General features: G+C 69.6%; 22 protein-coding genes and 1 tRNA gene. 8 read left to right on the top strand and 15 right to left on the bottom strand.

The window, feature by feature from the left end; all coding sequences use genetic code 11:
• Positions 1 to 85: 85 nt before the first annotated feature.
• Positions 86 to 1,249: a galactokinase gene (gene galK / locus G3I71_RS28410; protein WP_164318756.1), complete on the top strand. Its 1,164-nt coding sequence runs from the start codon at positions 86 to 88 to the stop codon at positions 1,247 to 1,249.
• 114 nt (positions 1,250 to 1,363) lie between these two features.
• On the opposite strand, the gene G3I71_RS28405 is transcribed toward galK, so the two are convergent.
• Complete coding sequence (locus tag G3I71_RS28405; RefSeq protein WP_164318754.1) at positions 1,364 to 1,729, bottom strand: nuclear transport factor 2 family protein; 366 nt, start codon at positions 1,727 to 1,729, stop codon at positions 1,364 to 1,366.
• 105 nt (positions 1,730 to 1,834) lie between these two features.
• On the opposite strand from G3I71_RS28405, the gene G3I71_RS28400 reads away from it, so the two are divergent.
• Positions 1,835 to 2,713, top strand: coding sequence for a LysR family transcriptional regulator (locus tag G3I71_RS28400; protein ID WP_164318752.1), 879 nt, complete (start codon positions 1,835 to 1,837; stop codon positions 2,711 to 2,713).
• Positions 2,714 to 2,763: 50 nt separating this feature from the next.
• Here G3I71_RS28400 and G3I71_RS28395 read toward each other — a convergent pair whose 3' ends face one another.
• Together G3I71_RS28395 and G3I71_RS28390 are read right to left on the bottom strand one after the other, a co-directional pair.
• Positions 2,764 to 3,675 (bottom strand): sulfotransferase, encoded by a 912-nt coding sequence (locus G3I71_RS28395; protein ID WP_164318750.1) that lies wholly within the window; start codon positions 3,673 to 3,675, stop codon positions 2,764 to 2,766.
• A 79-nt stretch (positions 3,676 to 3,754) separates the two neighbouring features.
• A complete protein-coding gene (locus G3I71_RS28390; RefSeq protein WP_203731644.1) occupies positions 3,755 to 4,222 on the bottom strand; it encodes a GNAT family N-acetyltransferase in 468 nt (155 codons plus the stop codon).
• A 297-nt stretch (positions 4,223 to 4,519) separates the two neighbouring features.
• On the opposite strand from G3I71_RS28390, the gene G3I71_RS28385 reads away from it, so the two are divergent.
• Positions 4,520 to 5,293 carry a response regulator transcription factor gene (locus G3I71_RS28385; RefSeq protein WP_164318746.1) on the top strand — a complete coding sequence of 258 codons (774 nt, stop codon included), beginning with the start codon at positions 4,520 to 4,522 and terminating at the stop codon, positions 5,291 to 5,293.
• Between the two features lie 81 nt (positions 5,294 to 5,374).
• Here the strand turns inward: G3I71_RS28385 and G3I71_RS28380 are convergent, their stop codons facing one another.
• A complete protein-coding gene (locus G3I71_RS28380; RefSeq protein ID WP_164318744.1) occupies positions 5,375 to 5,872 on the bottom strand; it encodes a MarR family winged helix-turn-helix transcriptional regulator in 498 nt (165 codons plus the stop codon).
• A gap of 143 nt (positions 5,873 to 6,015) precedes the next feature.
• Between G3I71_RS28380 and G3I71_RS28375 the strand changes: the two genes are divergently transcribed.
• From G3I71_RS28375 to G3I71_RS28365, 3 genes are read left to right on the top strand one after another with little or no spacing between them, the layout of a single operon-like run.
• On the top strand, positions 6,016 to 6,867 hold the full coding sequence (locus tag G3I71_RS28375; protein WP_164318742.1) for a trans-aconitate 2-methyltransferase: 852 nt from the start codon (positions 6,016 to 6,018) through the stop codon (positions 6,865 to 6,867).
• The gene (locus G3I71_RS28370) at positions 6,864 to 7,235 is read left to right on the top strand and encodes a VOC family protein (protein ID WP_164318740.1); all 372 of its coding nucleotides are present in this window, start codon (positions 6,864 to 6,866) and stop codon (positions 7,233 to 7,235) included. Before G3I71_RS28375 ends, G3I71_RS28370 begins: the two co-directional genes overlap by 4 nt.
• Positions 7,236 to 7,295: 60 nt before the next feature.
• Positions 7,296 to 7,919, top strand: coding sequence for a Uma2 family endonuclease (locus G3I71_RS28365; RefSeq protein WP_164318738.1), 624 nt, complete (start codon positions 7,296 to 7,298; stop codon positions 7,917 to 7,919).
• 40 nt (positions 7,920 to 7,959) lie between these two features.
• On the opposite strand, the gene G3I71_RS28360 is transcribed toward G3I71_RS28365, so the two are convergent.
• Positions 7,960 to 8,637, bottom strand: coding sequence for a TetR/AcrR family transcriptional regulator (locus tag G3I71_RS28360; RefSeq protein WP_164318736.1), 678 nt, complete (start codon positions 8,635 to 8,637; stop codon positions 7,960 to 7,962).
• Positions 8,634 to 9,647 carry a fatty acid desaturase gene (locus G3I71_RS28355; protein WP_164318734.1) on the bottom strand — a complete coding sequence of 338 codons (1,014 nt, stop codon included), beginning with the start codon at positions 9,645 to 9,647 and terminating at the stop codon, positions 8,634 to 8,636. The genes G3I71_RS28360 and G3I71_RS28355 overlap by 4 nt, the downstream gene beginning before the upstream one ends.
• Before the next feature lie 321 nt (positions 9,648 to 9,968).
• Between G3I71_RS28355 and ppc the strand changes: the two genes are divergently transcribed.
• Positions 9,969 to 12,719, top strand: a complete 2,751-nt coding sequence (gene ppc / locus G3I71_RS28350) for a phosphoenolpyruvate carboxylase (protein ID WP_164318732.1) — start codon at positions 9,969 to 9,971, stop codon at positions 12,717 to 12,719.
• An 85-nt stretch (positions 12,720 to 12,804) separates the two neighbouring features.
• On the opposite strand, the gene G3I71_RS28345 is transcribed toward ppc, so the two are convergent.
• The 7 genes from G3I71_RS28345 to G3I71_RS28315 all read right to left on the bottom strand — a co-directional run bounded on the left by G3I71_RS28345 (position 12,805) and on the right by G3I71_RS28315 (position 18,588).
• A complete protein-coding gene (locus G3I71_RS28345) occupies positions 12,805 to 13,311 on the bottom strand; it encodes a hypothetical protein (RefSeq protein WP_239149396.1) in 507 nt (168 codons plus the stop codon).
• 113 nt (positions 13,312 to 13,424) lie between these two features.
• Positions 13,425 to 14,027 (bottom strand): aminoacyl-tRNA hydrolase, encoded by a 603-nt coding sequence (gene pth, locus G3I71_RS28340; RefSeq protein ID WP_164318728.1) that lies wholly within the window; start codon positions 14,025 to 14,027, stop codon positions 13,425 to 13,427.
• A 106-nt stretch (positions 14,028 to 14,133) separates the two neighbouring features.
• Positions 14,134 to 14,718 (bottom strand): 50S ribosomal protein L25/general stress protein Ctc, encoded by a 585-nt coding sequence (locus G3I71_RS28335; RefSeq protein ID WP_164318726.1) that lies wholly within the window; start codon positions 14,716 to 14,718, stop codon positions 14,134 to 14,136.
• A gap of 243 nt (positions 14,719 to 14,961) precedes the next feature.
• Entirely contained in the window at positions 14,962 to 15,945 is a 984-nt protein-coding gene (locus G3I71_RS28330; protein ID WP_164318724.1) for a ribose-phosphate diphosphokinase, read from the bottom strand.
• A gap of 119 nt (positions 15,946 to 16,064) precedes the next feature.
• A complete protein-coding gene (glmU, locus tag G3I71_RS28325) occupies positions 16,065 to 17,513 on the bottom strand; it encodes a bifunctional UDP-N-acetylglucosamine diphosphorylase/glucosamine-1-phosphate N-acetyltransferase GlmU (protein WP_164318722.1) in 1,449 nt (482 codons plus the stop codon).
• A gap of 115 nt (positions 17,514 to 17,628) precedes the next feature.
• A tRNA-Gln gene (locus G3I71_RS28320) sits at positions 17,629 to 17,703 on the bottom strand.
• 27 nt (positions 17,704 to 17,730) lie between these two features.
• On the bottom strand, positions 17,731 to 18,588 hold the full coding sequence (locus tag G3I71_RS28315) for a hypothetical protein (RefSeq protein ID WP_164318807.1): 858 nt from the start codon (positions 18,586 to 18,588) through the stop codon (positions 17,731 to 17,733).
• A gap of 178 nt (positions 18,589 to 18,766) precedes the next feature.
• On the opposite strand from G3I71_RS28315, the gene G3I71_RS28310 reads away from it, so the two are divergent.
• Positions 18,767 to 20,119, top strand: a complete 1,353-nt coding sequence (locus tag G3I71_RS28310) for a sensor histidine kinase (RefSeq protein WP_164318720.1) — start codon at positions 18,767 to 18,769, stop codon at positions 20,117 to 20,119.
• Positions 20,120 to 20,147: 28 nt separating this feature from the next.
• On the opposite strand, the gene G3I71_RS28305 is transcribed toward G3I71_RS28310, so the two are convergent.
• Positions 20,148 to 20,642 (bottom strand): SUKH-3 domain-containing protein, encoded by a 495-nt coding sequence (locus tag G3I71_RS28305; RefSeq protein WP_164318805.1) that lies wholly within the window; start codon positions 20,640 to 20,642, stop codon positions 20,148 to 20,150.
• 92 nt (positions 20,643 to 20,734) lie between these two features.
• Positions 20,735 to 21,340, bottom strand: a complete 606-nt coding sequence (locus G3I71_RS28300; protein ID WP_164318718.1) for a YwqJ-related putative deaminase — start codon at positions 21,338 to 21,340, stop codon at positions 20,735 to 20,737.
• Between the last annotated feature and the right edge of the window lie 58 nt (positions 21,341 to 21,398).

The raw sequence follows: 21,398 nt of genomic DNA, 5'->3' as shown, positions 1-21,398 counted from the left end.
AGGCAGCAGACAGCGGCAGGTAGCAGCAGGCAGTAAGGCCTGGCAGGCCTGGAACGTACGAAACGAAAGGTCAGAGGTAGAGGGCATGTCGACTGTGGATGTCGCCGAGGCGTTCGAGGGGCTGTACGGGTCTGCGCCGGAGGGAGTGTGGGCGGCGCCGGGCCGGGTCAACCTGATCGGCGAGCACACCGACTACAACGACGGTTTCGTCATGCCCTTCGCCCTCCCGCACACGGCGGTGGCAGCGGTCTCCCGCCGCACGGACGGCGTCGTACGCCTGCACTCGTCGGACGTGGAGGGTGGCGTCACCGAGCTGCGGGCAGGGGAGTTGACGCCCGAGTCGGACAAGAACTGGACGGCGTACCCGGCGGGCGTGATCTGGGCACTCCAGGACGCGGGCCACACGGCCGTGTCGTCCGGCGCGGACATCCACCTCACCTCGACGGTACCGACGGGCGCGGGCCTGTCGTCGTCGGCGGCCCTGGAGGTCGTGGTCGCCCTGGCCCTGAACGACCTGTACGAACTCGGCCTGGAACGCTGGCAGTTGGCCCGCCTGTGCCAGCGCGCGGAGAACGTGTACGTGGGCGCTCCGACCGGCATCATGGACCAGACGGCCTCGGCGTGCTGCACGCGGGGCCACGCCCTCTTCCTGGACACCCGGGACCTCTCCCAGGACCAGATCCCCTTCGACCTGGCGGCCGAAGGCATGCGCCTCCTCGTCGTCGACACCCAGGTCAAGCACTCCCACAGCGAGGGCGAGTACGGCAAGCGCCGGGCGGGCTGCGAACGGGGCGCGGAACTGCTCGACGTGAACGCGCTGCGGGATGTGGCGTACGAGGACCTGGACGCGGCCCTGACCCGGCTGGCCGACGATGAAGAGGTCCAGCGCCTGGTACGCCATGTGGTGACGGAGGACCACCGAGTCGAGAGGGTGGTGGAGTTGCTGAAGTCGGGCGGCGACACCCGCGCGATCGGCCCGATCCTGACCGAGGGCCACGCCTCCCTCCGCGACGACTTCCAGGTGTCCTGCCCGGAGCTCGACCTGGTCGTCGAGTCCGCGGTCGGCTCCGGCGCCCTCGGCGCCCGCATGACGGGCGGCGGCTTCGGCGGCTCGGCGATCGTCCTGGTCGAGGCGGAGGACGCGGACCGGGTGGGCAAGGCGGTGGAGGAGGCGTTCGGCGCGGCCGGGTACGCGGCGCCTCGAGTGTTCGCGGCGGTTCCTTCGGCGGGGGCGCGGCGGGTTCGGTGACGGTTGGTCGGTAGCGGTTGTCGGTTTGTGCGGGGGCCGGACCTGGGGGCTGTGCCCCCGGCGCCCACGCTTCCGCCCGAAGTGACCTGTTGAAGTGGACAGTTGAGTGACGGGTCAGCGCGTGGGCGACGCGAACTCCGGCTGGTCCAGCAGCCGCAGCCAGCTTCCGTCGGGCTGACGGCGGACGACCTGGGCCCGGGCGCCGGTTCCGTCCTTCGGCGGGGTCGAGGTGAGCGCGATGTCCCCGCTGACCAGTGTCGGCAGCGGCTGTTCCGGTTCGAAGCGGGGACGGTTGGCCAGCACCTTCTCCCACAGTGCGCGGATCGACTCCCGGCCCACCGTCCGGTCGCCGGGCGGGTAGGCCATCACCGCGTCCTCTTCGTAGAGTGCGGCGACCCCGGCCGCGTCACCGGCGTTGGACCGTTCGACGAACAGGCGGGTGATGTCCTCGGGCCGCATGGCCTTCTCGTACTCCGGCACGGTTGCCTCCTGGCGGTTCGTAGGGCTTCGGGCTGCTTTCCAGCCTGGGCGGCCGCCCGTCAGAAGTCCAACAGATGGTTCTTCTGGAAACTAGAATCAGCAGTCATGGAACTGAGGCAGCTGGAGTACTTCGTCGCGGTCGCCGAAGAGCGGAACTTCACCAGGGCCGCCGAGCGGGTGCACATCAGTCAGTCCGGCGTCAGCGCCCAGATCCGCCGGCTGGAACATGAACTCGGCGCCGAGCTGTTCGACCGGTCGACGCGCACCGCCACCCTCACCGTCGCGGGAAAGGCCGCGCTCGGACCCGCCCGCGCCGCGCTCGCCGCAGCCGGGACGGTCGGACAGGCGGTGGGTGAGGTGACCGACCTGATCCGGGGCCGGCTCACGGTCGGGATGGTCATCGGCTGCACTGTCACGCCGCTCTTCGACGCCCTCGCCGCGTTTCACCGGGCCCATCCCGGTGTGGAGATCTCCCTGCTGGAGGACAACTCCGACCGGCTCGTCGAGGGCGTGCGCACCGGCGCCGTAGACCTGGCTCTCATCGGTACCGCGACCGCCACCCCCGACGGGCTGGACGCGTTGACGATCGTCAGTGAGCGTCTCGTCGTGGCGGTTCCGGCCGGGCATCCCCTGGCAGAACAGGGGCGGCGGGTCGCGCTGCGCGATCTGACCGCCCACCCCGTCGTCTGCATGCCACCCGGCACGGGCCTGCGTGCGGTGTTCGACCGTGCCTGCGCCGCCCAGGGCGTCCACCCCGTCATCGCGCTGCAGGCCAGCTCCGCGGATGCCATCGCCGACCTCGCCGCCCGTGGGCTCGGCGTCGCTGTCCTCAGCGAATCGATGGCCGCGGACCACCGCGACCGCCTCACCGCCCGCACCATCGACGACGTCGAGACACCGGCGCTGCTGGCCCTGATCTGGAGGAGAACGCCCGGCCCCGCCCTGCGCGAGCTGCTCGTGCACAACCGCAAGGCATTCGGCTGACCCTTGCCCGGCCTCCCCGCCCCGACAGACATCTCCCCACAGATACCTCCCTACAGATACGCCCACGTCCGGCACATCTCCCGCAGCACTTCGGGTATCTCGTCAGCCGCCGGAGCCGGCCGGTCCGGCTGGACCTTGCCCGAACGGATCTTGTCGTTCCAGTCGCCGAAGCCGCCGCCCAGGACCGCGCCCTCCAGGCTGCTGCCGTACTCCAGCATGCCGGGCTGCCAGTCCAGGTCCAGGAAGTCGCAGAGGGCGCGGAGTTCGGTGGCGGGGTCGGCGGTGAGGTTCTCGTACGTGAGGATGTGGCCGCCGAGCTTCGCGTGGGCCTCCTCCATCGCCTCCATGTACCGGAGGACCCGGGTCGCCGCCTCCTCGCGGGTGCGGTCGGGGACCGCCTCGTGCCAGGAGCGGGACACCGCGGCCGGGTGGCGGCGCAGGAAGACGAACCGGGCGTCGGGCCAGTTCTCGGCGATGCGCTGCCACTGGAAGGTGTTGCCCGGGGTCTTCTCCACGATGAACGGCTTGCCCGACTTGACGAGTTCCCGGTGCAGGGCGCGGTCCCAGAGCAGGCCCTCCAGGTCCTCGTAGCCGAGGCCGAGCGCCTCGAAGGAGCGCTCCGTGGGGCTGCCCGACTTGAAGTAGACCTCCAGGCCCGTCAGATGCAGCTCGTGCGAGGCGTGCAGTTCGGAGTGGGCGCCCAGCATCATGCGCAGCAGCGTCGAACCCGAGCGCACGGGGGCCAGCACGAAGACCGGGCGGTCCAGGAGCCGGTCGAACTCCGGGTCCACGGGGTGGCGGGGCGCGGCCGGAAGCCGGGCCGGCCGCGGAGAACGCGGCTTCGGTACGGCGTCCAGGGCGGCGGGCCTCGCGGTCGTGCCGGGCTTGGGCGCGGGAACCCGGCGGACCTGGTAGCCGGTCGTCTCGGCAAGCTTGGAGTTCAGCTTCCGCAGGATGCTCATGGGGCGGCACGTTAGAACTCTTACCTGAGACTTACCTTGGTCTTGCCTGAGACCGGCGTAAAGGCCCGAGGTGGGTGCCTCAGGAGATCTTCGGCAGCAACCGCTTCGTCAGCGTGTACTCCGTGACCCCCGGTGGATAGTCCGGGATGACGCACACCACCTCGTACCCCTGTTTGCGGTAGAAGTCCGGTGCCTGGAAGTCCCAGGTCTCCAGGCGTGCGTCGGTGCACGCGCGCTCCTCGTGTGCCGTGCGCTCCGCTTCCGCGAGGAGGCGGGAGCCCAGGCCGCTGCCCCGGTGCGGGGTGTCGACCCAGAGGTACGCCACGTGCAGCCAGGTCGTCCAGGTGTGGCCGACCAGGCCGCCGGCCAGGCTTCCGCCCTCGTCCAAGGCCCATACGTGGAGCGGGAGTTCGCGCTCCGCAGGGGTGCCGCGCAGGGCACGCAGGACGGGCGAGGCCGCCGTGTTCGCGTCGCGCAACCGCGACCGGAGCACGGAGAGCCATTCCTTGTCGACTTCTGTCTCAATACGAAACATGCGGCACACCATAAACGCGCTGGCCAATCAGTTCTGCGAATTACCTTCCGCTCCTGCCTCCCGGCCGTACCCTGATGAACAGCATCGGTGGGGGCCGGTGCTGATCAGGGGGCGAGACAGTCGGGTTCGACACCCGGAGTGGGGGTAGCAGTCATCGCACGGCGGCGGCCGTGCGTCGGTGACTGCGACAGCCCCGTCCCAGGCCAGAAGCAACAGCCGGGGACTGCTCCGGGCGTCGTGTCCGCACGAGTTGTCCCCCCGACGATTGGGTGTCCCCAGCTCTTGAGGAGCTCGGGGAAGGGGGTTTCAGTGGTTCGCATCCGAGTCCTGGTCGTCGACGACCATCGCATCTTCGCCGAGTCGCTCGCCGCCGCACTGGCCGCGGAGCCCGACGTCGACGTCTCCGCCGCCGGCAGCGGTCCCGCCGCGCTGCGCAGTCTGGAGCGCGCGGTGGCCGAGGGCCGCCGGTTCGACGTCCTGCTCGTCGACTCCGACCTGGGCGGCAACGTGCCCGGGGCGCGTCCGGCGGTGCCCGTGCAGGAGGGCAACACGGAGGGGCTGGTCGACGGCATCTCGCTGGTCGCGGGCGTCCGTACGGGACATCCGCACGTACGGATCATCGTCCTCGCCGAGAAGGACGACCCTCGTAGGGCCGCCCTCGCTCTGCAGGCGGGTGCCTCCGGGTGGGTCGCCAAGGACTGCTCGCTGTCGCGGCTGCTGACCGTCATACGGGGCGTGCTGCGCGACGAGACGCACCTCCCGGCCGCCCTGCTCACCGGTGTGCTGCGCGAGCTGACCGCCGCCCGCAAGCACCGCACCGAGAGCGAGCGGCTCGTCGAGTCGCTGACGCCCCGGGAGCGGGAAGTCCTGCGGTGCATGGTCGCCGGGCTGGGCCGGAAAGCCGTCGCCGAACGGCTTTTCCTCTCCCCGCACACCGTGCGCACCCACATGCAGAACGTGCTGGGCAAGCTCGGCGTCCACTCCACACTCGCCGCCGTCGCACTCGCCCGGCGGGCCGGGGTCGGACCCGTCGACCTGGGGCACGGTGGACGGATCACGGTGGAGGAGAGCAGCAGCGCCTGACCGGCAGCATCGGCTGACCGGCAGCGGCGTCCGGCCGGCAGCGGTGTCCGGCCGGTCGGCGTACGAGTGGCGTATCCGGTGTCAGCCGGGGATGTTGTCGAACGGCGCCGTCAACTGGCGCAGCAGCCCGGCGAGTTCGCCTCGCTGGGCACGCGACAGCTCCGCCAGGATCGCGCGCTCCTGGTCCAACAGGCCCGCGAGCGCCTGATCCGCCCTGTCCTGGCCCTCCGGAGTGAGCCGGACCAGTACCCCCCGCCGGTCGCTGGGATCGGGGAGGCGCTCCACCAGGCCCTTCTTCGTCAGCCGGTCGATACGGTTCGTCATCGTGCCGGAGGTGACCAGGGTCTGGGTGAGGAGTTGCCCGGGGGAGAGCTGATACGGGTTTCCGGCGCGCCTCAGCGCGGTCAGGACGTCGAACTCCCAGGGTTCCAGGGCGTGCTCGGCGAACGCCAGCCTGCGCGCGCGGTCCAGGTGCCGGGCCAGCCTGCTGACCCGGCTGAGCACTTCGAGTGGTTCCACGTCGAGGTCCGGGCGCTCCCGGCGCCACGCAGCGACCAGCCGATCGACCTCGTCCTCCATGGCGATCAGTGTAGTGGTTGTGTCGATGTGAAGTCTCTTGGTATCAAGTCTCTTGACGTCGAGAGACTTCCTCGGTCAGGCTGGAGCCACGAACGGCTCCGACAGCCGACGCCGGTGACCTCGACGCACAGGAGAGCCCTCCCATGTCTGCACCCGCCCCCACCTGGGACCCCGCCCAGTACCTCCGCCACGCCGATCACCGCGCTCGCCCCTTCTCCGACCTCCTCGCCCGTGTCCCCGACCTCCCAGCAGAACCGCCCGCAGGGCCTCCCCGCATCGCGGACCTCGGCTGCGGCCCCGGCAACGTCACCGCCGTACTCGCCGACCGCTGGCCCACCGCGCACATCACCGGGTACGACAACTCCGCCCCGATGCTGGAACGCGCGGCCAGGTACGCGGGCCCCACGGCGGGCGGTGGACGCCTCGACTTCGCCCACGCGGACGCCTCGGCGTGGGCGCCCTCGGAGACGTACGACCTGATCGTCTCCAACGCCGCCCTCCAGTGGGTCGAGGGTCACCTCGACGCGTTCCCGGCCTGGCTGGACGCCGTCGCGCCCGGCGGGACCTTCGCCTTCCAGGTGCCGAACAACCTCGACGCGCCCCTGCACACCCTGATGCGCGAACTGGGCACCGGCGCCCGCTGGAGGAGCCGCCTCGGCGAGGTGCTGCGTCACGACGACTCCGTCCACGCACCCCTCGTCTACCTCGACCGCCTCGCCCGGCTCGGCTGCGAGGCGGACGTGTGGGAGACGACGTACCTGCACGTCCTGCGGGGCGAGGACCCGGTGCTGGACTGGGTCAAGGGGACGGGCCTGCGCCCCGTCCTCACCGCCCTGGCGGACGACCCGGAGGCCCGGGACGCGTTCGTCACCGAGTACCGCGACCTGCTGCGCGCGGTGTACCCGACGGAGGGGTACGGCACGGTGCTGCCCTTCCAACGGTTGTTCGCCGTGGCGCGGAAGCGTGGAACAGCGGAAGGGCGGGCTGAGCGGTGATCGCCGCCGTCGACCATGTGCAGCTGGCCGCGCCGCCCGGTTCGGAAGATGCCCTGCGGGCGTACTACGTCGGCGCCCTCGGAATGACCGAGATCCCGAAACCCCCGATCCTGGCCGCGCGGGGCGGCTGCTGGTTCCAGGCGGGGCCGGTCCAGCTGCATCTCGGGGTGGAGGAGAGCTTCCGGGCGGCGAGGAAGGCCCACCCGGGGCTGCGTGTCGTCGACATCGACGCGTACGCCGAGCGGCTCGCCGCCCATGGTGCGGCGGTCACCTGGGACGGGGACCTGCCGGAGCATCGGCGCTTCTTCTCCTACGACCCGGTGGGGAACCGGCTGGAGTTCCTGGAACGCGATCACCCGTTCGGATGATCAGGCGAGAAGGGGCCGCACCAGGCGTTTCGCCTCCGTAATGTTCGGAGGTGCTTCCCGATGACTGCTCCCCGTCACGAGGTGTTTCCGGTGATGACGACGAACGAGCCAGCCTCAGTCGACGAGATCCTCTGGGAGACCTGGAAGGCGATGGAGCTTCCCGAGGGCTACCGAGCCGAGGTCATCGAGGGAGTCATCGAGGTGTCGTCAACGGGCCGCCGTCGCCATGCCGTACTCATCAGCCGCACGCGGCGTGCTCTCGAGACGCACCTGTTCGGCGGCGATTACGTTGCACACCAGATGATCCATGTGATCCACCGGCGCAAGTCCTGGATCCCCGACCTCCTCCTCGGTCCCGAAGATCTTGACGAGATCCTGGATGAGGATGGTCTCGGCGTCGATGCTGCCGTCGTTCCCATGGTCATCGAGGTCGTCTCGCCCGGGCGGCGCAACATCGAGCGCGACCGGGTCCGGAAGCGCCGTGAATACGCCCGCGCCGGGATCGCTGTCTACGTGATCATCGATGACTTCGACGAGGACGGCGCTGTTGTCGTCCTCGGCGCGCCCAACCCCGGCAAGGCCACCTACGAGGACGAGCACCGAGTCCTCTACGGCACCGACGCCGTCATCTCCAGCGGCCCCGCCAAGGGCTTCGTCATCGGCGAGGCGATCACCCGGGCCTGATGCCCGACAGGCACCCGCCCCCTGAACCCCGAAGGCGGGCTCAAGCCTTCCGCCGCCCTATAAGCCGAGGCTTCGCCTCCAGCCCGTCCAGCCCGTGCCACGCCAGGTTCACCAGGTGGGCCGCCACCTCCGCCTTCTTCGGGCGGCGTACGTCCAGCCACCACTGGCCCGTCAGCGCGACCATGCCGACCAGGGCCTGGGCGTACAGCGGGGCCAGCTTGGGGTCGAAGCCGCGGCGTTTGAACTCGCGGCCCAGGATGTCCTCCACCTGCGTGGCGATGTCCGAGATGAGCGACGCGAAGGAACCCGTCGACTGAGGGATGGGGGAGTCGCGGACCAGGATGCGGAAACCGTCCGTGTACTCCTCGATGTAGTCGAGGAGGGCAAAAGCCGCCTGCTCGCACAACTCACGCGGGTGGCCTGCCGTCAGCGAGCTCGTGACCATGTCCAGCAGGCGCCGCATCTCGCGGTCCACGACCACCGCGTACAGGCCCTCCTTGCCGCCGAAGTGCTCGTACACCACCGGCTTGGAGACGCCGGCCTTGGCCGCGATCTCCTCCACCGACGTGGCCTCGAAGCCCTTCGTGGCGAACAGCGTGCGGCCGATCTCCAGCAACTGGGCCCGGCGCTCGGCACCCGTCATCCGGGTGCGGCGGGGGCGCCGCGGTTTCTCATTGCTGTCGGTGCTGCTGGAGTCGGTCGCCACGCCGCCAATCATGCCGCCTTCGCAGGCTCCTTCCGGCGCCGAGAGCCGTCCTGATCCGTGTTTCGACGGGAATCGATACGCGAGCGTGACGGCCAGCGCACGTCAGAGGCCCAGCCGAGCTTCTCGAACCAGCGGATCAATCGCGCCGAGGAGTCGACCTGCCCGCGCATCACACCGTGCCGCGCGGACGTCGGGTCGGCATGGTGCAGGTTGTGCCAGGACTCGCCGCAGGACAGGACCGCCAGCCACCACACGTTCCCCGAGCGGTCCCGCGACTTGAACGGGCGCTTGCCCACCGCGTGGCAGATCGAGTTGATCGACCAGGTGACGTGATGGAGCAGGCAGACGCGGACCAGCGAGCCCCAGAAGAAGCCCGTGAACGCGCCCCACCAGGACATCGTCACCAGGCCACCGATCAGCGCGGGCAGCGCCAGCGACAGCATCGCCCACCAGATGAACTGACGGGAGATCGCCCGGATGTCCGGGTCCTTGATCAGGTCGGGCGCGTACTTGTCCTGCGGCGTCTGCTCCTCGTCGAACATCCACTCGATATGCGCCCACCACAGGCCCCGCATCAGCGCCGGAACCGTCTCCCCGAACCGCCACGGCGAATGCGGGTCACCCTCGGCGTCCGAGAACTTGTGGTGCTTGCGATGGTCGGCCACCCAGCGCACCAGCGGACCCTCCACCGCCATCGAACCGGCGATGGCCAGCGCGATCCGCAGCGGCCGCTTGGCCTTGAAGGCGCCGTGCGTGAAGTAGCGGTGGAAGCCGATCGTGATGCCGTGACAGCCCAGGTAGTAGAAGAAGACGAGCAGGCCGAGATCCAGCCAGCTCACCCCCCAGCCCCACGCCAGCGGCACCGCCGCCAGCACCGCGAGGAACGGGACGGTGATGAAGAGGAGAAGCGTGATCTGTTCGAGCGAACGCTTCTGTTCGCCACCCAGCGTGGCCGAGGGCGGTGAGATGTCGTCGGGCGTCTTCCCGGCGTCTTCGATCGCGCCGGAAGGTGAGGTGGTCATGCGCGTCCCCTGGGGGGTGGTGGGTCTAGGTAGATGCCGGGTTCGGAATCCGAGGGTGCCCTTCGGATCCAGGCTCCCTACGCTTGCGTAACCTACGGCGTCGTAAGTATGTCAGCGCGTTGCCCGGCGGCAAGAGCCCAAATTCTGCGCGTCCCCCTCGACACCTATCCTTGAGTCGGTCGGACAGCGCGGTCCGCTCCCATTTCTTCCCGGATGCCCAGCCCCTATGCCGCCCGGCACCCGGTTCCGGGGCGGTCTGACCGCCCGGACACCGGCCGGGTACCCACCCGCCGAGCCTCCACACTGCAAGGAGCCGCACCTGTGAGCAGTGCCGACGACCGTGGCCAGACCGACATGGCCGCCACGACGACCAGCAGTGAACTGCGCGCCGACATCCGGCGCCTGGGCGACCTGCTCGGCGAGACCCTCGTCCGCCAGGAGGGCCCTGAGCTGCTCGAACTCGTGGAGAAGGTCCGCCACCTGACCCGCGAGGACGGCGAGGCCGCCGCCGAACTGCTGCGCGGCATCGAGCTGGAGACCGCCGCCAAGCTCGTCCGCGCCTTCTCCACCTACTTCCACCTCGCCAACGTCACCGAGCAGGTCCACCGAGGCCGCGAACTGCGCGCCAAGCGGGCCGCCGAGGGCAGCCTCCTCGCCCGCACCGCCGACCGCCTCAAGGACGCCGACCCCGACCACCTGCGCGCCACGGTCAAGAACCTCAACGTTCGCCCGGTCTTCACGGCGCACCCCACGGAAGCGGCCAGGCGCTCGGTCCTCAACAAGCTGCGCCGCATCGCCGCCCTGCTGGAGACCCCCGTCATCGAGGCGGACCGGCGCCGCTACGACACCCGTCTGGCCGAGAACATCGACCTCGTCTGGCAGACGGACGAGCTGCGCGTCGTACGCCCCGAACCGGCCGACGAGGCCCGCAACGCCATCTACTACCTCGACGAACTGCACGCGGGTGCGGTCGGGGACGTACTCGAAGACCTCACCGCCGAACTCGAACGCGTCGGGGTCAAGCTCCCCGACGACACCCGGCCCCTCACCTTCGGCACCTGGATCGGCGGCGACCGCGACGGCAACCCCAACGTGACCCCGCAGGTCACCTGGGACGTCCTGATCCTCCAGCACGAGCACGGCATCAACGACGCCCTGGAACTGATCGACGAGCTGCGCGGCTTCCTCTCCAACTCGATCCGCTACACGGGCGCCACCGAGGAACTCCTGGAGTCCCTCCGCGCCGACATCGAACTCCTGCCCGAGATCAGCCCCCGCTACAAGCGCCTCAACGCCGAGGAGCCCTACCGGCTCAAGGCCACCTGCATCCGCCAGAAGCTCGAGAACACCAAGCAGCGCCTGGCCAAGGGCACCCCGCACCAGCCCGGCCGCGACTACCTCGGCACCGGCCAGCTCCTCGCGGACCTCACCCTCATCCAGAGCTCCCTGCGCGAACACCGCGGCGGCCTCTTCGCCGACGGCCGCATGGACCGCACGATCCGCACCCTCGCCGCCTTCGGCCTCCAGCTCGCCACCATGGACGTACGCGAACACGCCGACGCCCACCACCACACCCTCGGCCAGCTCTTCGACCGGCTCGGCGAGGAGTCCTGGCGGTACGAGGACATGCCCCGCGAGTACCGCAACAAGCTCCTCGCGAAGGAACTGCGCTCCCGCAGGCCGCTCGCCCCCACCCCGGCGCCCCTCGACGCGGCCGGCACCAAGACACTCGGCGTGTTCGAGACCGTCAAGAAGGCCCTCGCCGTCTTCGGACCCGAGGTCATCGAGTCGTACATCATCTCGATGTGCCAGGGCTCCGACGACGTCTTCGCCGCCGCCGTACTCGCCCGCGAGGCCGGGCTCATCGACCTGCACGCCGGCTGGGCCAAGATCGGCATCGTGCCGCTCCTGGAGACCACCGACGAGCTCAAGGCCGCCGACACGATCCTCGAAGACATGCTCTCCGACCCCTCCTACCGGCGCCTCGTGGCCCTGCGCGGAGACGTCCAGGAGGTCATGCTCGGCTACTCGGACTCCTCCAAGTTCGGCGGCATCACCACCTCCCAGTGGGAGATCCACCGCGCCCAGCGCCGCCTGCGTGACGTCGCCCACAGGTACGGCGTCCGGCTCCGCCTCTTCCACGGCCGCGGCGGCACCGTCGGCCGCGGTGGCGGGCCCTCCCACGACGCGATCCTCGCGCAGCCCTGGGGCACCCTGGAGGGCGAGATCAAGGTGACCGAGCAGGGCGAGGTGATCTCCGACAAGTACCTGGTCCCCTCACTCGCCCGCGAGAACCTCGAACTGACGGTCGCCGCCACCCTCCAGGCCTCCGCCCTGCACACCTCCCCCCGCCAGTCCGACGAGTCCCTCGCCCGCTGGGACGCGGCCATGGACCTCGTCTCCGACTCGGCCCACGCCCGCTACCGGTCTCTGGTCGAGGACCCGGACCTGCCGACGTACTTCCTCGCGTCGACACCGGTGGACCAACTCGCCGACCTGCACCTCGGCTCACGGCCGTCCCGCCGCCCCGGCTCGGGCGTCTCCCTCGACGGACTGCGCGCCATCCCGTGGGTCTTCGGGTGGACCCAGTCCCGCCAGATCGTCCCCGGCTGGTTCGGCGTCGGCTCCGGCCTGCGGGCTCTGCGCGACGCGGGCCTCGACACCGTGCTCGACGAGATGCACGAACAGTGGCACTTCTTCCGCAACTTCATCTCCAACGTCGAGATGACCCTCGCGAAGACCGACCTCAGGATCGCCGCCCACTACGTCGACACCCTCGTCCCCGACGAGCTGAAGCACATCTTCGACATCATCAGGGCCGAGCACGAGCTGACCGTCGCCGAGGTCCTGCGCGTCACCGGCGAGTCCGAACTCCTCGACGCCACCCCTGTGCTGAAGCAGACCTTCACCATCCGCGACGCCTACCTGGACCCCATCTCCTACCTCCAGGTGACCCTGCTCAAGCGCCAGCGCGACGCTGCGGCGGCGGGCGTCGACCCCGACCCGCTCCTCGCCCGCGCCCTGCTCCTCACCGTCAACGGAGTCGCGGCAGGCCTGCGCAACACCGGCTGAGCCGGACGGAAACGGACGTAAAAAGTCGAGGGTGCCCTCGTACGCGGACACACGGTCCACGCCTACGAGGGCACCCTCACGTCGTCTACAGCGCCACCCAGGCCGCCGTCACCAGGGCCAGACCGCTCCCGGCCAGCGCCCAGCCCGTCCGCGTCAGCCCCAGGCCGCCCGCCACCACGACCGACGCGAGCAGCAGCGCGCCGCCCAACGGCACCCACGCGTACAGGAAACCGGCCGGCCCCGACCGCACGACATCACGGCTGCCGGGCTTCACGACCACGGTGTACGTGTCACCCTCGACGACCCCGACCGACTGGTCCAGCACGACCCGGCCCCGCGCCGTCGACCCCACCGACACCGGCCGGTACGACCCCGTGCAGACACCGTCCTGGCACACCGACACGGTCATCGTGCCCTGCTCGCGCCCCTTGCTGAGCATCACGTGCTGAGCCGTGCCCCAGGACGCCCACACACCCGCGATCAGGATCAGCGCGGCGACCGTACCCATCACCACGAACTGCCCCAGCCGCCCAACACGCCCGAGCCGCAGTGCGGCGGGGGCGGACTTGCGCCGATGGACGGTGGCTGGCATGGCCGGGATCATTGGCCATGGTCGGGCGATCGGTCAACTCCTGCCCGACAAAGTCAGCAGTTGTACGCACGTATCCCGCGCCTCACCAGAGGCCCTCCGGCGTCTGACCGGCCTCAGGAGTTGTACGCGGTCTGCGCCCGCTCCAGGCCGTCGGTGAGCAGGGACTCCACCGCGTCCGTCGCCCGGTCCACGAAGTAGTCCAGCTCCTTGCGCTCCGCCGACGAGAAGTCCTTCAGCACGAAATCGGCCACCTGCATACGACCCGGCGGGCGCCCGATCCCGAACCGCACCCGGTGGTAGTCCGGGCCCATCGCCTTCGTCATCGACTTCAGACCGTTGTGGCCGTTGTCCCCGCCGCCCAGCTTCAGCCGCAGAACGCCGTAGTCGATGTCCAGCTCGTCGTGGACCGCCACGACACGGTCGAGCGGCACCTTGTAGAACTCGCGCAGCGCGTTCACCGGCCCGCCCGACAGGTTCATGTACGACGTCGGCTTGGCCAGAATCACCCGACGGCTCGCCGGACCGGGCGGGCCGATCCGCCCCTCGACGACCTGCGCCTGTGCCTTACCGGCCCGCTTGAACTTCCCGCCGATCCGCCCCGCGAGCAGGTCGGCCACCATGAAGCCCACGTTGTGCCGGTTCATCGCGTACTCCGGCCCGGGATTGCCGAGACCCACGATCAGCCAGGGGCCGCCCGCGTCGGTCGTCACGTCCATGTCTCCTTGATACGCGCCCTGATAGGGGTCTTGATACGCGCCTCGATACACACCGGCCGCCGCCCCTGGTGGGAACGGCGGCCGGCGGACCGGGACTCCGGGAAAATCAGGCCTCGGTGGTGGCGGCCTCGCTGTCGGCGGCGGCTTCCTCCGCCTGGGCGGCCAGGACCTGGAGGACGACCGCGTCCTCGTCGATCACCAGCGTGGTGCCCTCGGGCAGCGGGATGTCCTTGGCGAGGAGGGAGTCACCGGCAGCCAGGCCCGCGATGGACACGGTGACGGACTCGGGGATGTGGGTGGCCTCGGCCTCGACGGTCAGCGTGCTGAGCACGTGCTCAAGGAGGTAGGCGCCGGGAGCCAGGTCGCCCTCGGTGTGGACGTAGACCTCGACGGTGACCTTCTCGCCGCTCTTCACGGTGAGCAGGTCGACGTGCTCCAGGTAGCCCCTCAGCGGATCGCGCTGCACGGCCTTCGGGATCGCCAGCGCGGTGCGGCCGTCGATGTCCAGGGTGAGCAGGACGTTCGACTTGCGCAGAGCGAGCTGGAGCTCGTGGCCCGGCAGCGTGATGTGGATGGGCTCGGCACCGTGGCCGTAGACGACCGCGGGAACCTTGGCCGCGCGGCGGATGCGGCGGGCGGCGCCCTTGCCGAACTCGGTGCGGGTCTCGGCGGTGAGCTTCACGTCGGACATGCTTTTCACTCCTCGTACGGGTGAGAGACGGACAGGTCACCCGGCCACGAACGGCCTGCTACGAAGAGCGCGTCGATAACGGATCACCGGCCCGCGAACCACACGGGTACGGCCTCCCTCGCCGAGCAACTCCAACAGAGTACTCGGCGAGGGAGGCCGTAGAAAAGTTGATCATGCAGAAGCGATTCAGCAGATCTGGCGGGCAACAAACCCGCAGGCAGAAGACCTGGTGGGCCTACTGGCCTACTGCTCGTCGAACAGGCTCGTCACCGAACCGTCCTCGAACACCTCACGCACCGCACTCGCGATGGTCGGCGCGATCGACAGCACCTTGATCTTGTCCAGGTCGGCGCTCAGCTCACCCGGCGTCGGCAGCGTGTTCGTGAAGATGAACTCACTCACCCGCGAGTTCTTCAGCCGGTCCGCCGCCGGACCCGACAGCACACCGTGCGTCGCCGTCACGATGACGTCCTCCGCACCGTGCGCGAACAGCGCGTCCGCAGCCGCACAGATCGTGCCACCGGTGTCGATCATGTCGTCGACGAGAACACACACGCGACCCTTGACCTCACCCACGACCTCGTGGACGGTTACCTGGTTCGCCACGTCCTTGTCGCGACGCTTGTGCACGATCGCCAGCGGCGCACCCAGCCGGTCGCACCAGCGGTCGGCGACCCGCACCCGGCCCGCGTCCGGCGAGACGACCGTCAGCTTGCTCCTGTCCACCTTGGTGCCCACGTAGTCCGCGAGCAGCGGCAGAGCGAAGAGATGATCGACCGGACCGTCGAAGAAGCCCTGGATCTGGTCCGTGTGCAGATCCACGGTGAGAATGCGGTCCGCGCCCGCCGTCGCCATCAGGTCCGCGACCAGACGCGCCGAGATCGGTTCACGCCCACGGTGCTTCTTGTCCTGCCGCGCGTAACCGTAGAACGGCACGATCACGGTGATGGAGCGGGCCGAAGCGCGCTTCAGCGCGTCGATCATGATCAACTGCTCCATGATCCACTGGTTGATCGGAGCCGTGTGGCTCTGGATCACAAAGCAGTCCGCGCCACGCGCCGACTCCTCGTAACGGACGTAGATCTCGCCGTTCGCGAAGTCGAAGGCCTTCGTCGGCACAACCCCGACCCCCAACTGCTGGGCGACCTCCTGGGCCAGCTCGGGGTGGGCGCGGCCGGAGAAGAACATCATCTTCTTCTTGGGGCCGGTCGTCTTGGTCCCGGTCACAGCACTGTCTCCTCAGAGGTGGTGTCCCAGCCGTGATCAGCCCGGACAGGCCTGCTCAGCTGGGGGTGTGCGGGTGTGCATCTATCACGGTAGCCCGAGTCGGACCGGACTGTTTCCGGTCAGCTTTCGCCGCCCGGCTCCCGGGCAGCCGCCTCGGCAGCCCTCGCCGCCGCACTCCCCGGACGCTTTCGAGCCACCCAGCCCTCGATATTCCGCTGCTGGCCACGGGCCACGGCCAGCGAACCGGGCGGTACGTCCTTCGTGATCACCGAGCCGGCCGCGGTGTAAGCACCGTCCCCGACCGTGACAGGCGCCACAAACATGTTGTCCGAACCCGTCTTGCAGTGCGACCCGACGACGGTGTGATGCTTGTCCTGCCCGTCGTAGTTCACGAACACACTCGCGGCACCGATGTTCGTGTACTCACCGATCGTCGCGTCCCCGACATACGACAGATGCGGCACCTTCGTCCCGTCACCGATCGACGTGTTCTTGGTCTCGACGTACGTACCGATCTTCGACTTCACGCCGAGGCGGGTTCCGGGACGGAGGTAGGCGTACGGCCCCACGAGCGCCTGCGCCCCCACCACGGCACCGTCGGCCACGGTGTTGTCCAGCCGGGCCCCCGCGCCCACCCGGGTGTCCTTCAGCCGCGAGTTGGGCCCCACCTCGGCGCCCTCCGCGAGATGCGTCGCGCCCTGGAGCTGCGTGTTCGGGTGGACGATCGCGTCCTGCTCGAACGTGACCGTCACATCGACCCACGTACTGGCCGGATCGATCACACTCACCCCGGCGAGCATGGCCTCGGTCAGCAGCCGCTCGTTCAGGATCCGACGCGCCTCGGCCAGCTGCACACGGTTGTTGATCCCGGCGATCTCCCGGTGATCGGCGGCCACGGACGCTCCCACCCGATGCCCGGCCTCCCGCAGGATCCCGAGCACGTCGGTGAGGTACTCCTCGCCCTGACTGTTGTTCGTGCGCACCTTCCCCAGCGCGTCCGCGAGCAACTGCCCGTCGAAGGCGAAGACACCGGAGTTGATCTCACGGATCGCCCGCTGCGAGTCGGTCGCGTCCTTGTGCTCCACGATCGCCGTCACGGCCCCGGACGCCGCGTCCCGCACGATCCGCCCGTACCCGGTCGCGTCCGGCACCTCGGCGGTCAGCACGGTCACGGCGTTGCCGTCACCGGAATGGGTGGCGGTGAGGGCGTGGAGCGTGGCTCCGGTGAGCAGCGGGGTGTCGCCACAGACGACCACCACAGTCCCGTCGACGGCCCCACCCAGCTCCTCGAGCCCCATCCGCACGGCGTGACCGGTGCCGTTCTGCTGCGCCTGGAAGGCGGTACGGATACCGGCGCCGGCCTCCGTCAGATGGGCGGTGACCTTCTCACGGGCGTGCCCCACGACGACGACCAGGTTCTCGGGGTCCAACTCACCTGCGGCGGCGAGCACATGACCCACCAGGGAACGGCCACAGAGCTCGTGCAGGACCTTGGGTGTGGCCGACCTCATACGGGTGCCCTCACCCGCTGCGAGTACGACGACGGCGGCGGGGCGATTGGCGCTCACGGGTGGTGCCCTTCGGCTGCGGAGGGGGTGGGGTGGACATCCGCAGGATACCGGGGCGTTTCACGGGGGACATGAGTAAGGGCCCTGACTGGACTGTCAGGGCCCGAACCGAGTATGGCTCCCCTGCCAGGACTTGAACCCGGACATATGGCACCAAAAGCCACAGTGCTGCCAATTACACCACAGGGGAATGGAATCGACTAAACCGGACATTTGGTCAGGTCGCCGAATTGGCACCCACCACTATGCCGTACCAGGCGCCCTCGATGCGACGGTAAAGATCTGCTCCTTGACGCACTCTGATGCCGAGGCACCCTCGGTAGGAGCCTCCCGTGTTCTTGCGCACGGTCGTTGGATTGTGCTTCTTGAGGATGGTCCTGCCCAGGGCTGACGGGTCGATGCCGATGAGGCCGGCCCAGTGGTGTTCGGCGGCGGCGACGTCAGCAGACTCGTGAATCATGACGCGGCAGTGCAGTCGTTCCCGACTTACCTCAAGTAGGTCGAGCCAGGCGAGGAAGACGCTGATCATTCCGGGGTCGCTGTTGACGAACTCCACACACTCGCGGCGGGCGTGTGGCTTGTCCTTGGTCCCCTCGGCCCAATAGAGGGCAACACCTGTAAGGAACAACTCGCGATCCGACAGTCCGCCGACGGCTGTCGCTGCTGCTTGCTTCGTAGCCTCACGCTCCTGCTGTCGGGAGGCTTGCAGTCGAGCGAGTCCCGCGTTCATCCGCTCCCGCTGTTCCTCCGGTGTGCACTTGGGCGCTGGGTGCGGCAAATCCCGCACCCAGAGCGAGACCGAACTTTTCGAGCACCCCAGTTCCGCCTGGATCCGGTTGTAGGTCCAGCCCTGCTTCCGCAGTTCTCGCGCCCTCTCGCGGAGGTCGTCCCTCGCTCGCGGGCGCTTCGTCCATTCCGGGGGTGGCTCGCCCTCGACGAGGCGCTGCAGGACGTCCTTGTTGTGGACCTGGAGCTCGTCACGGATCTGCCGGAGACTCAAGCCCTCCCGCCGCAACTCCACCGCCCGCTCCCGAAGCCTCTCGAAATCCGCGTACTTGCCACATACGTGTTCCATGGGCAAACCCTCCGGGCGGAATCATCGCTTCCGTGGTCGAACGGTGCGCGATTCAGCAGTTCGAGGGATTCTGGTGGGTTTCGCTTCTGTTCGATTGTGGTCACGGCAGCCCGTGTGGTGTAGGCCAGTCGTCGAAACTCGCCGGAAAAGCGGGGGGTGGCGCCCGTAGGCTGGGCGCATGACCACTACGGGGGAAGACCACACCGCGGCCCTGACCGGGCCGTTGTGGTGGGCCCGGTGGCGCAGTGCGGCGTTTGACGTGGGTCTCGCGGTGCTGTCCGCCGGGGAGTGCGCGGCGGAGGGGATCCGGTTCGCCAGGGACTCGGGGATCCCCTTGGCAGCGGGGATCGTGTTCGGGCTTGTCGCCGGGTCCGTGCTGGTGTTGCGGCGGCGGTGGCCGATCGCCGTCGTGCTGGTGTCCATCGCCGTCGCGCCGGCCCAGATGGGCTATCTGATGGGCATCGTCGGGCTGTACACGCTCGCCGCCTCCGAGCTGCCCCGGCGGATCATCGGGGCGTTGGCCGGGATGGCGATGGTGGGGACGCTCATCGTGACGTTCGTGCGGTCGCATCAGGATCTGGCGGACGGGAGTCTGAAGATCGGGGACTGGCTGGTTCCTGTCGTCGCCATCACCACGTCGTTGGGTGTCACCGCGCCGCCGTTGCTTCTCGGGCTGTATGTGGGTGCTCGGCGGCGGCTGATGGAGAGTCTCCGGGAGCGGGCCGACAGTCTGGAGCGGGAGCTGCAGCTGCTGGCCGAGCGGGCCGAGGAGCGGGCGGAGTGGGCGCGGAACGAGGAGCGGACGCGTATCGCGCGGGAGATGCACGACGTCGTGGCGCACAGGGTGAGCCTGATGGTGGTGCATGCCGCGGCGCTGCAGGCCATTGCGCGTAAGGACCCCGAGAAGGCGGTGCGGAATGCCGCCCTGGTGGGGGACATGGGGCGGCAGGCGTTGACCGAGTTGCGGGAGATGCTCGGGGTGCTGCGGTCGGGGGACGGGCTGGAACGGCGGGTGCAGGGCGTGCCGTTGGCGGCGGTGGGTGTGGCCGCGGCTGTGGCTGCTTCCCGTGCTGCTCAGGGCCAGGGCGGTGATGGTGCGGGGGACGGGCCTTGTCTGGCTGAGCTGGAGGAGCTGATCGGGCAGTCGGCGGCTGCCGGGATGGTCGTCGCGCTGTCGGTCGAGGGGGATGCGCGGTTGTACGGCGCGGTGGTGGAGCAGACCGCGTACCGGGTGGTGCAGGAGGCGTTGACGAACGTCCACAAGCATGCGGCGGGTGCGAAGACGCACGTACGGCTGGCTCATCGGGGTGACGAGGTCGCGATGCAGGTGGAGAACGAGCCGCCGCCCGAGCCGTCGTCGGCCTCCGCGGTGCGGTTTCCGTCCGGTGGCAACGGTCTGCTCGGGATGAAGGAGCGGGTTGCCGCGCTGGGCGGGGTGTTCGTGTCCGGGCCGACGGAGGCCGGGGGGTTTCGGGTGTCGGCGGTCATTCCGATCCAGGGCCTGGTCCAACGCGTCGTAGGGCAGTCCTAGGGCCGTTCGGGAGCAGTCTGGAGCAGTCCTAGGGCGCAGTCAGGCGTATGGGTTCCAGGCCGGTGACCAGTGTGGCGAGGGCCTGGTCGATGTCGGCGCCGAGGTACCAGTCGCCGGTGTGGTCGAGGGCGTAGACGCGGCCTTCTGTGTCGATGGCCAGCAGGGACTGGGTCTCGGGTTCCTCGCCGAGGGGGCAGACCTCGGTGTCGAGGGCGCGGCCGAGGTCGGCGAGGGTGCGGGCCATGTGGAGGCCGTGCAGGGGGTCGAGGTGCAGGGCGGTGGGGGCGACCTGGCGGCCGGTGCCGGGGGGTGCGATGTGCAGGCCGCCGAACTCCGCCCAGGCTTCCACGGCGGCCGGGAAGACCGCGTGGCGGTGTCCGGCGGGGGAGATGTGGCCGCGCAGGGTGTCGGCCCAGATCTCGGCCAGTTTTATGTCCCAGCGGCCGGGCTGCCAGCCGGCGGCGCGCAGTGCGGCGTCGACGGCCACGGGGAAGCGGGTGGTGGAGGTGCGGTCGGTGTGCATCTGCCCTTCGATCGTCGAGGTCATGGACCGGCGCGAGCGTGTGCCTGGTGCGGCGCCGTCGTGCGGTGGGGCCTGGGGGAGGGGTGGGGGCGTCAGTCGGTGGTGGCCGACGAGTCGACTACGCGGACGCCGAAGTGGGCGCTGAGCGCTGTGCAGGAGCGGCAGGGTGCGGCGAAACCGCCGTGGAGGGGGTCGCCGTCCTCGCGGATGTGGCGGGTGGTGAGTTTGGCTTGTTTGAGTGTCCTGCGGGCTTCGCCGTTGGTCATGGGTTTGCGGGCGGCGCGTCGGCTGCGGGCCTCGTCGGCGACGGTGATGTGCCGGGATATGAGGAGTGCCTCGGCGCAGCGGCCGGTGGACCGGTCGCGTTGGGTGCTGGCGAGGGTGTCCAGGAAGTCCTGGACGAGTGGGTGCAGGGCGGGTGGCTGGTCGCCGCGTGCGGCGGTGCCGGTGAGGGTCTCGCCGCGTACGGAGAGGGCGGCGGCGACGGTCGGCAGTATGCCGTCGCGGCGGTGGCGGAGGGTGGGGACGCGGGGTGTCTCGTCGGCGCTCCAGCCGACTCGTGGGTCGCCGCCGGGTCTGTGGGCCGTACCGGGTGTTCCGGGTGTTCCTGGCCCCGGTGTTCCCGTGGAGTCTTCCGTCGGCCGTCCTGCCGGCCTTCCTGGCGCTGTCCCCGTTTGTGTCGCGTTCATGATCGTCATCCCCTCCGCTGCCTCCCCCGTGCATCCCCTCGGCGGACCCAGAGTGCCAAATGGCGTG

Source organism: Streptomyces sp. SID12501, from assembly GCF_010550245.1.
In the GTDB taxonomy this organism is placed as follows: Bacteria; Actinomycetota; Actinomycetes; order Streptomycetales; family Streptomycetaceae; genus Streptomyces.
Note: the sequence above shows the minus strand (reverse complement) of the source record. Positions and strands in the feature narration are given on the sequence as shown.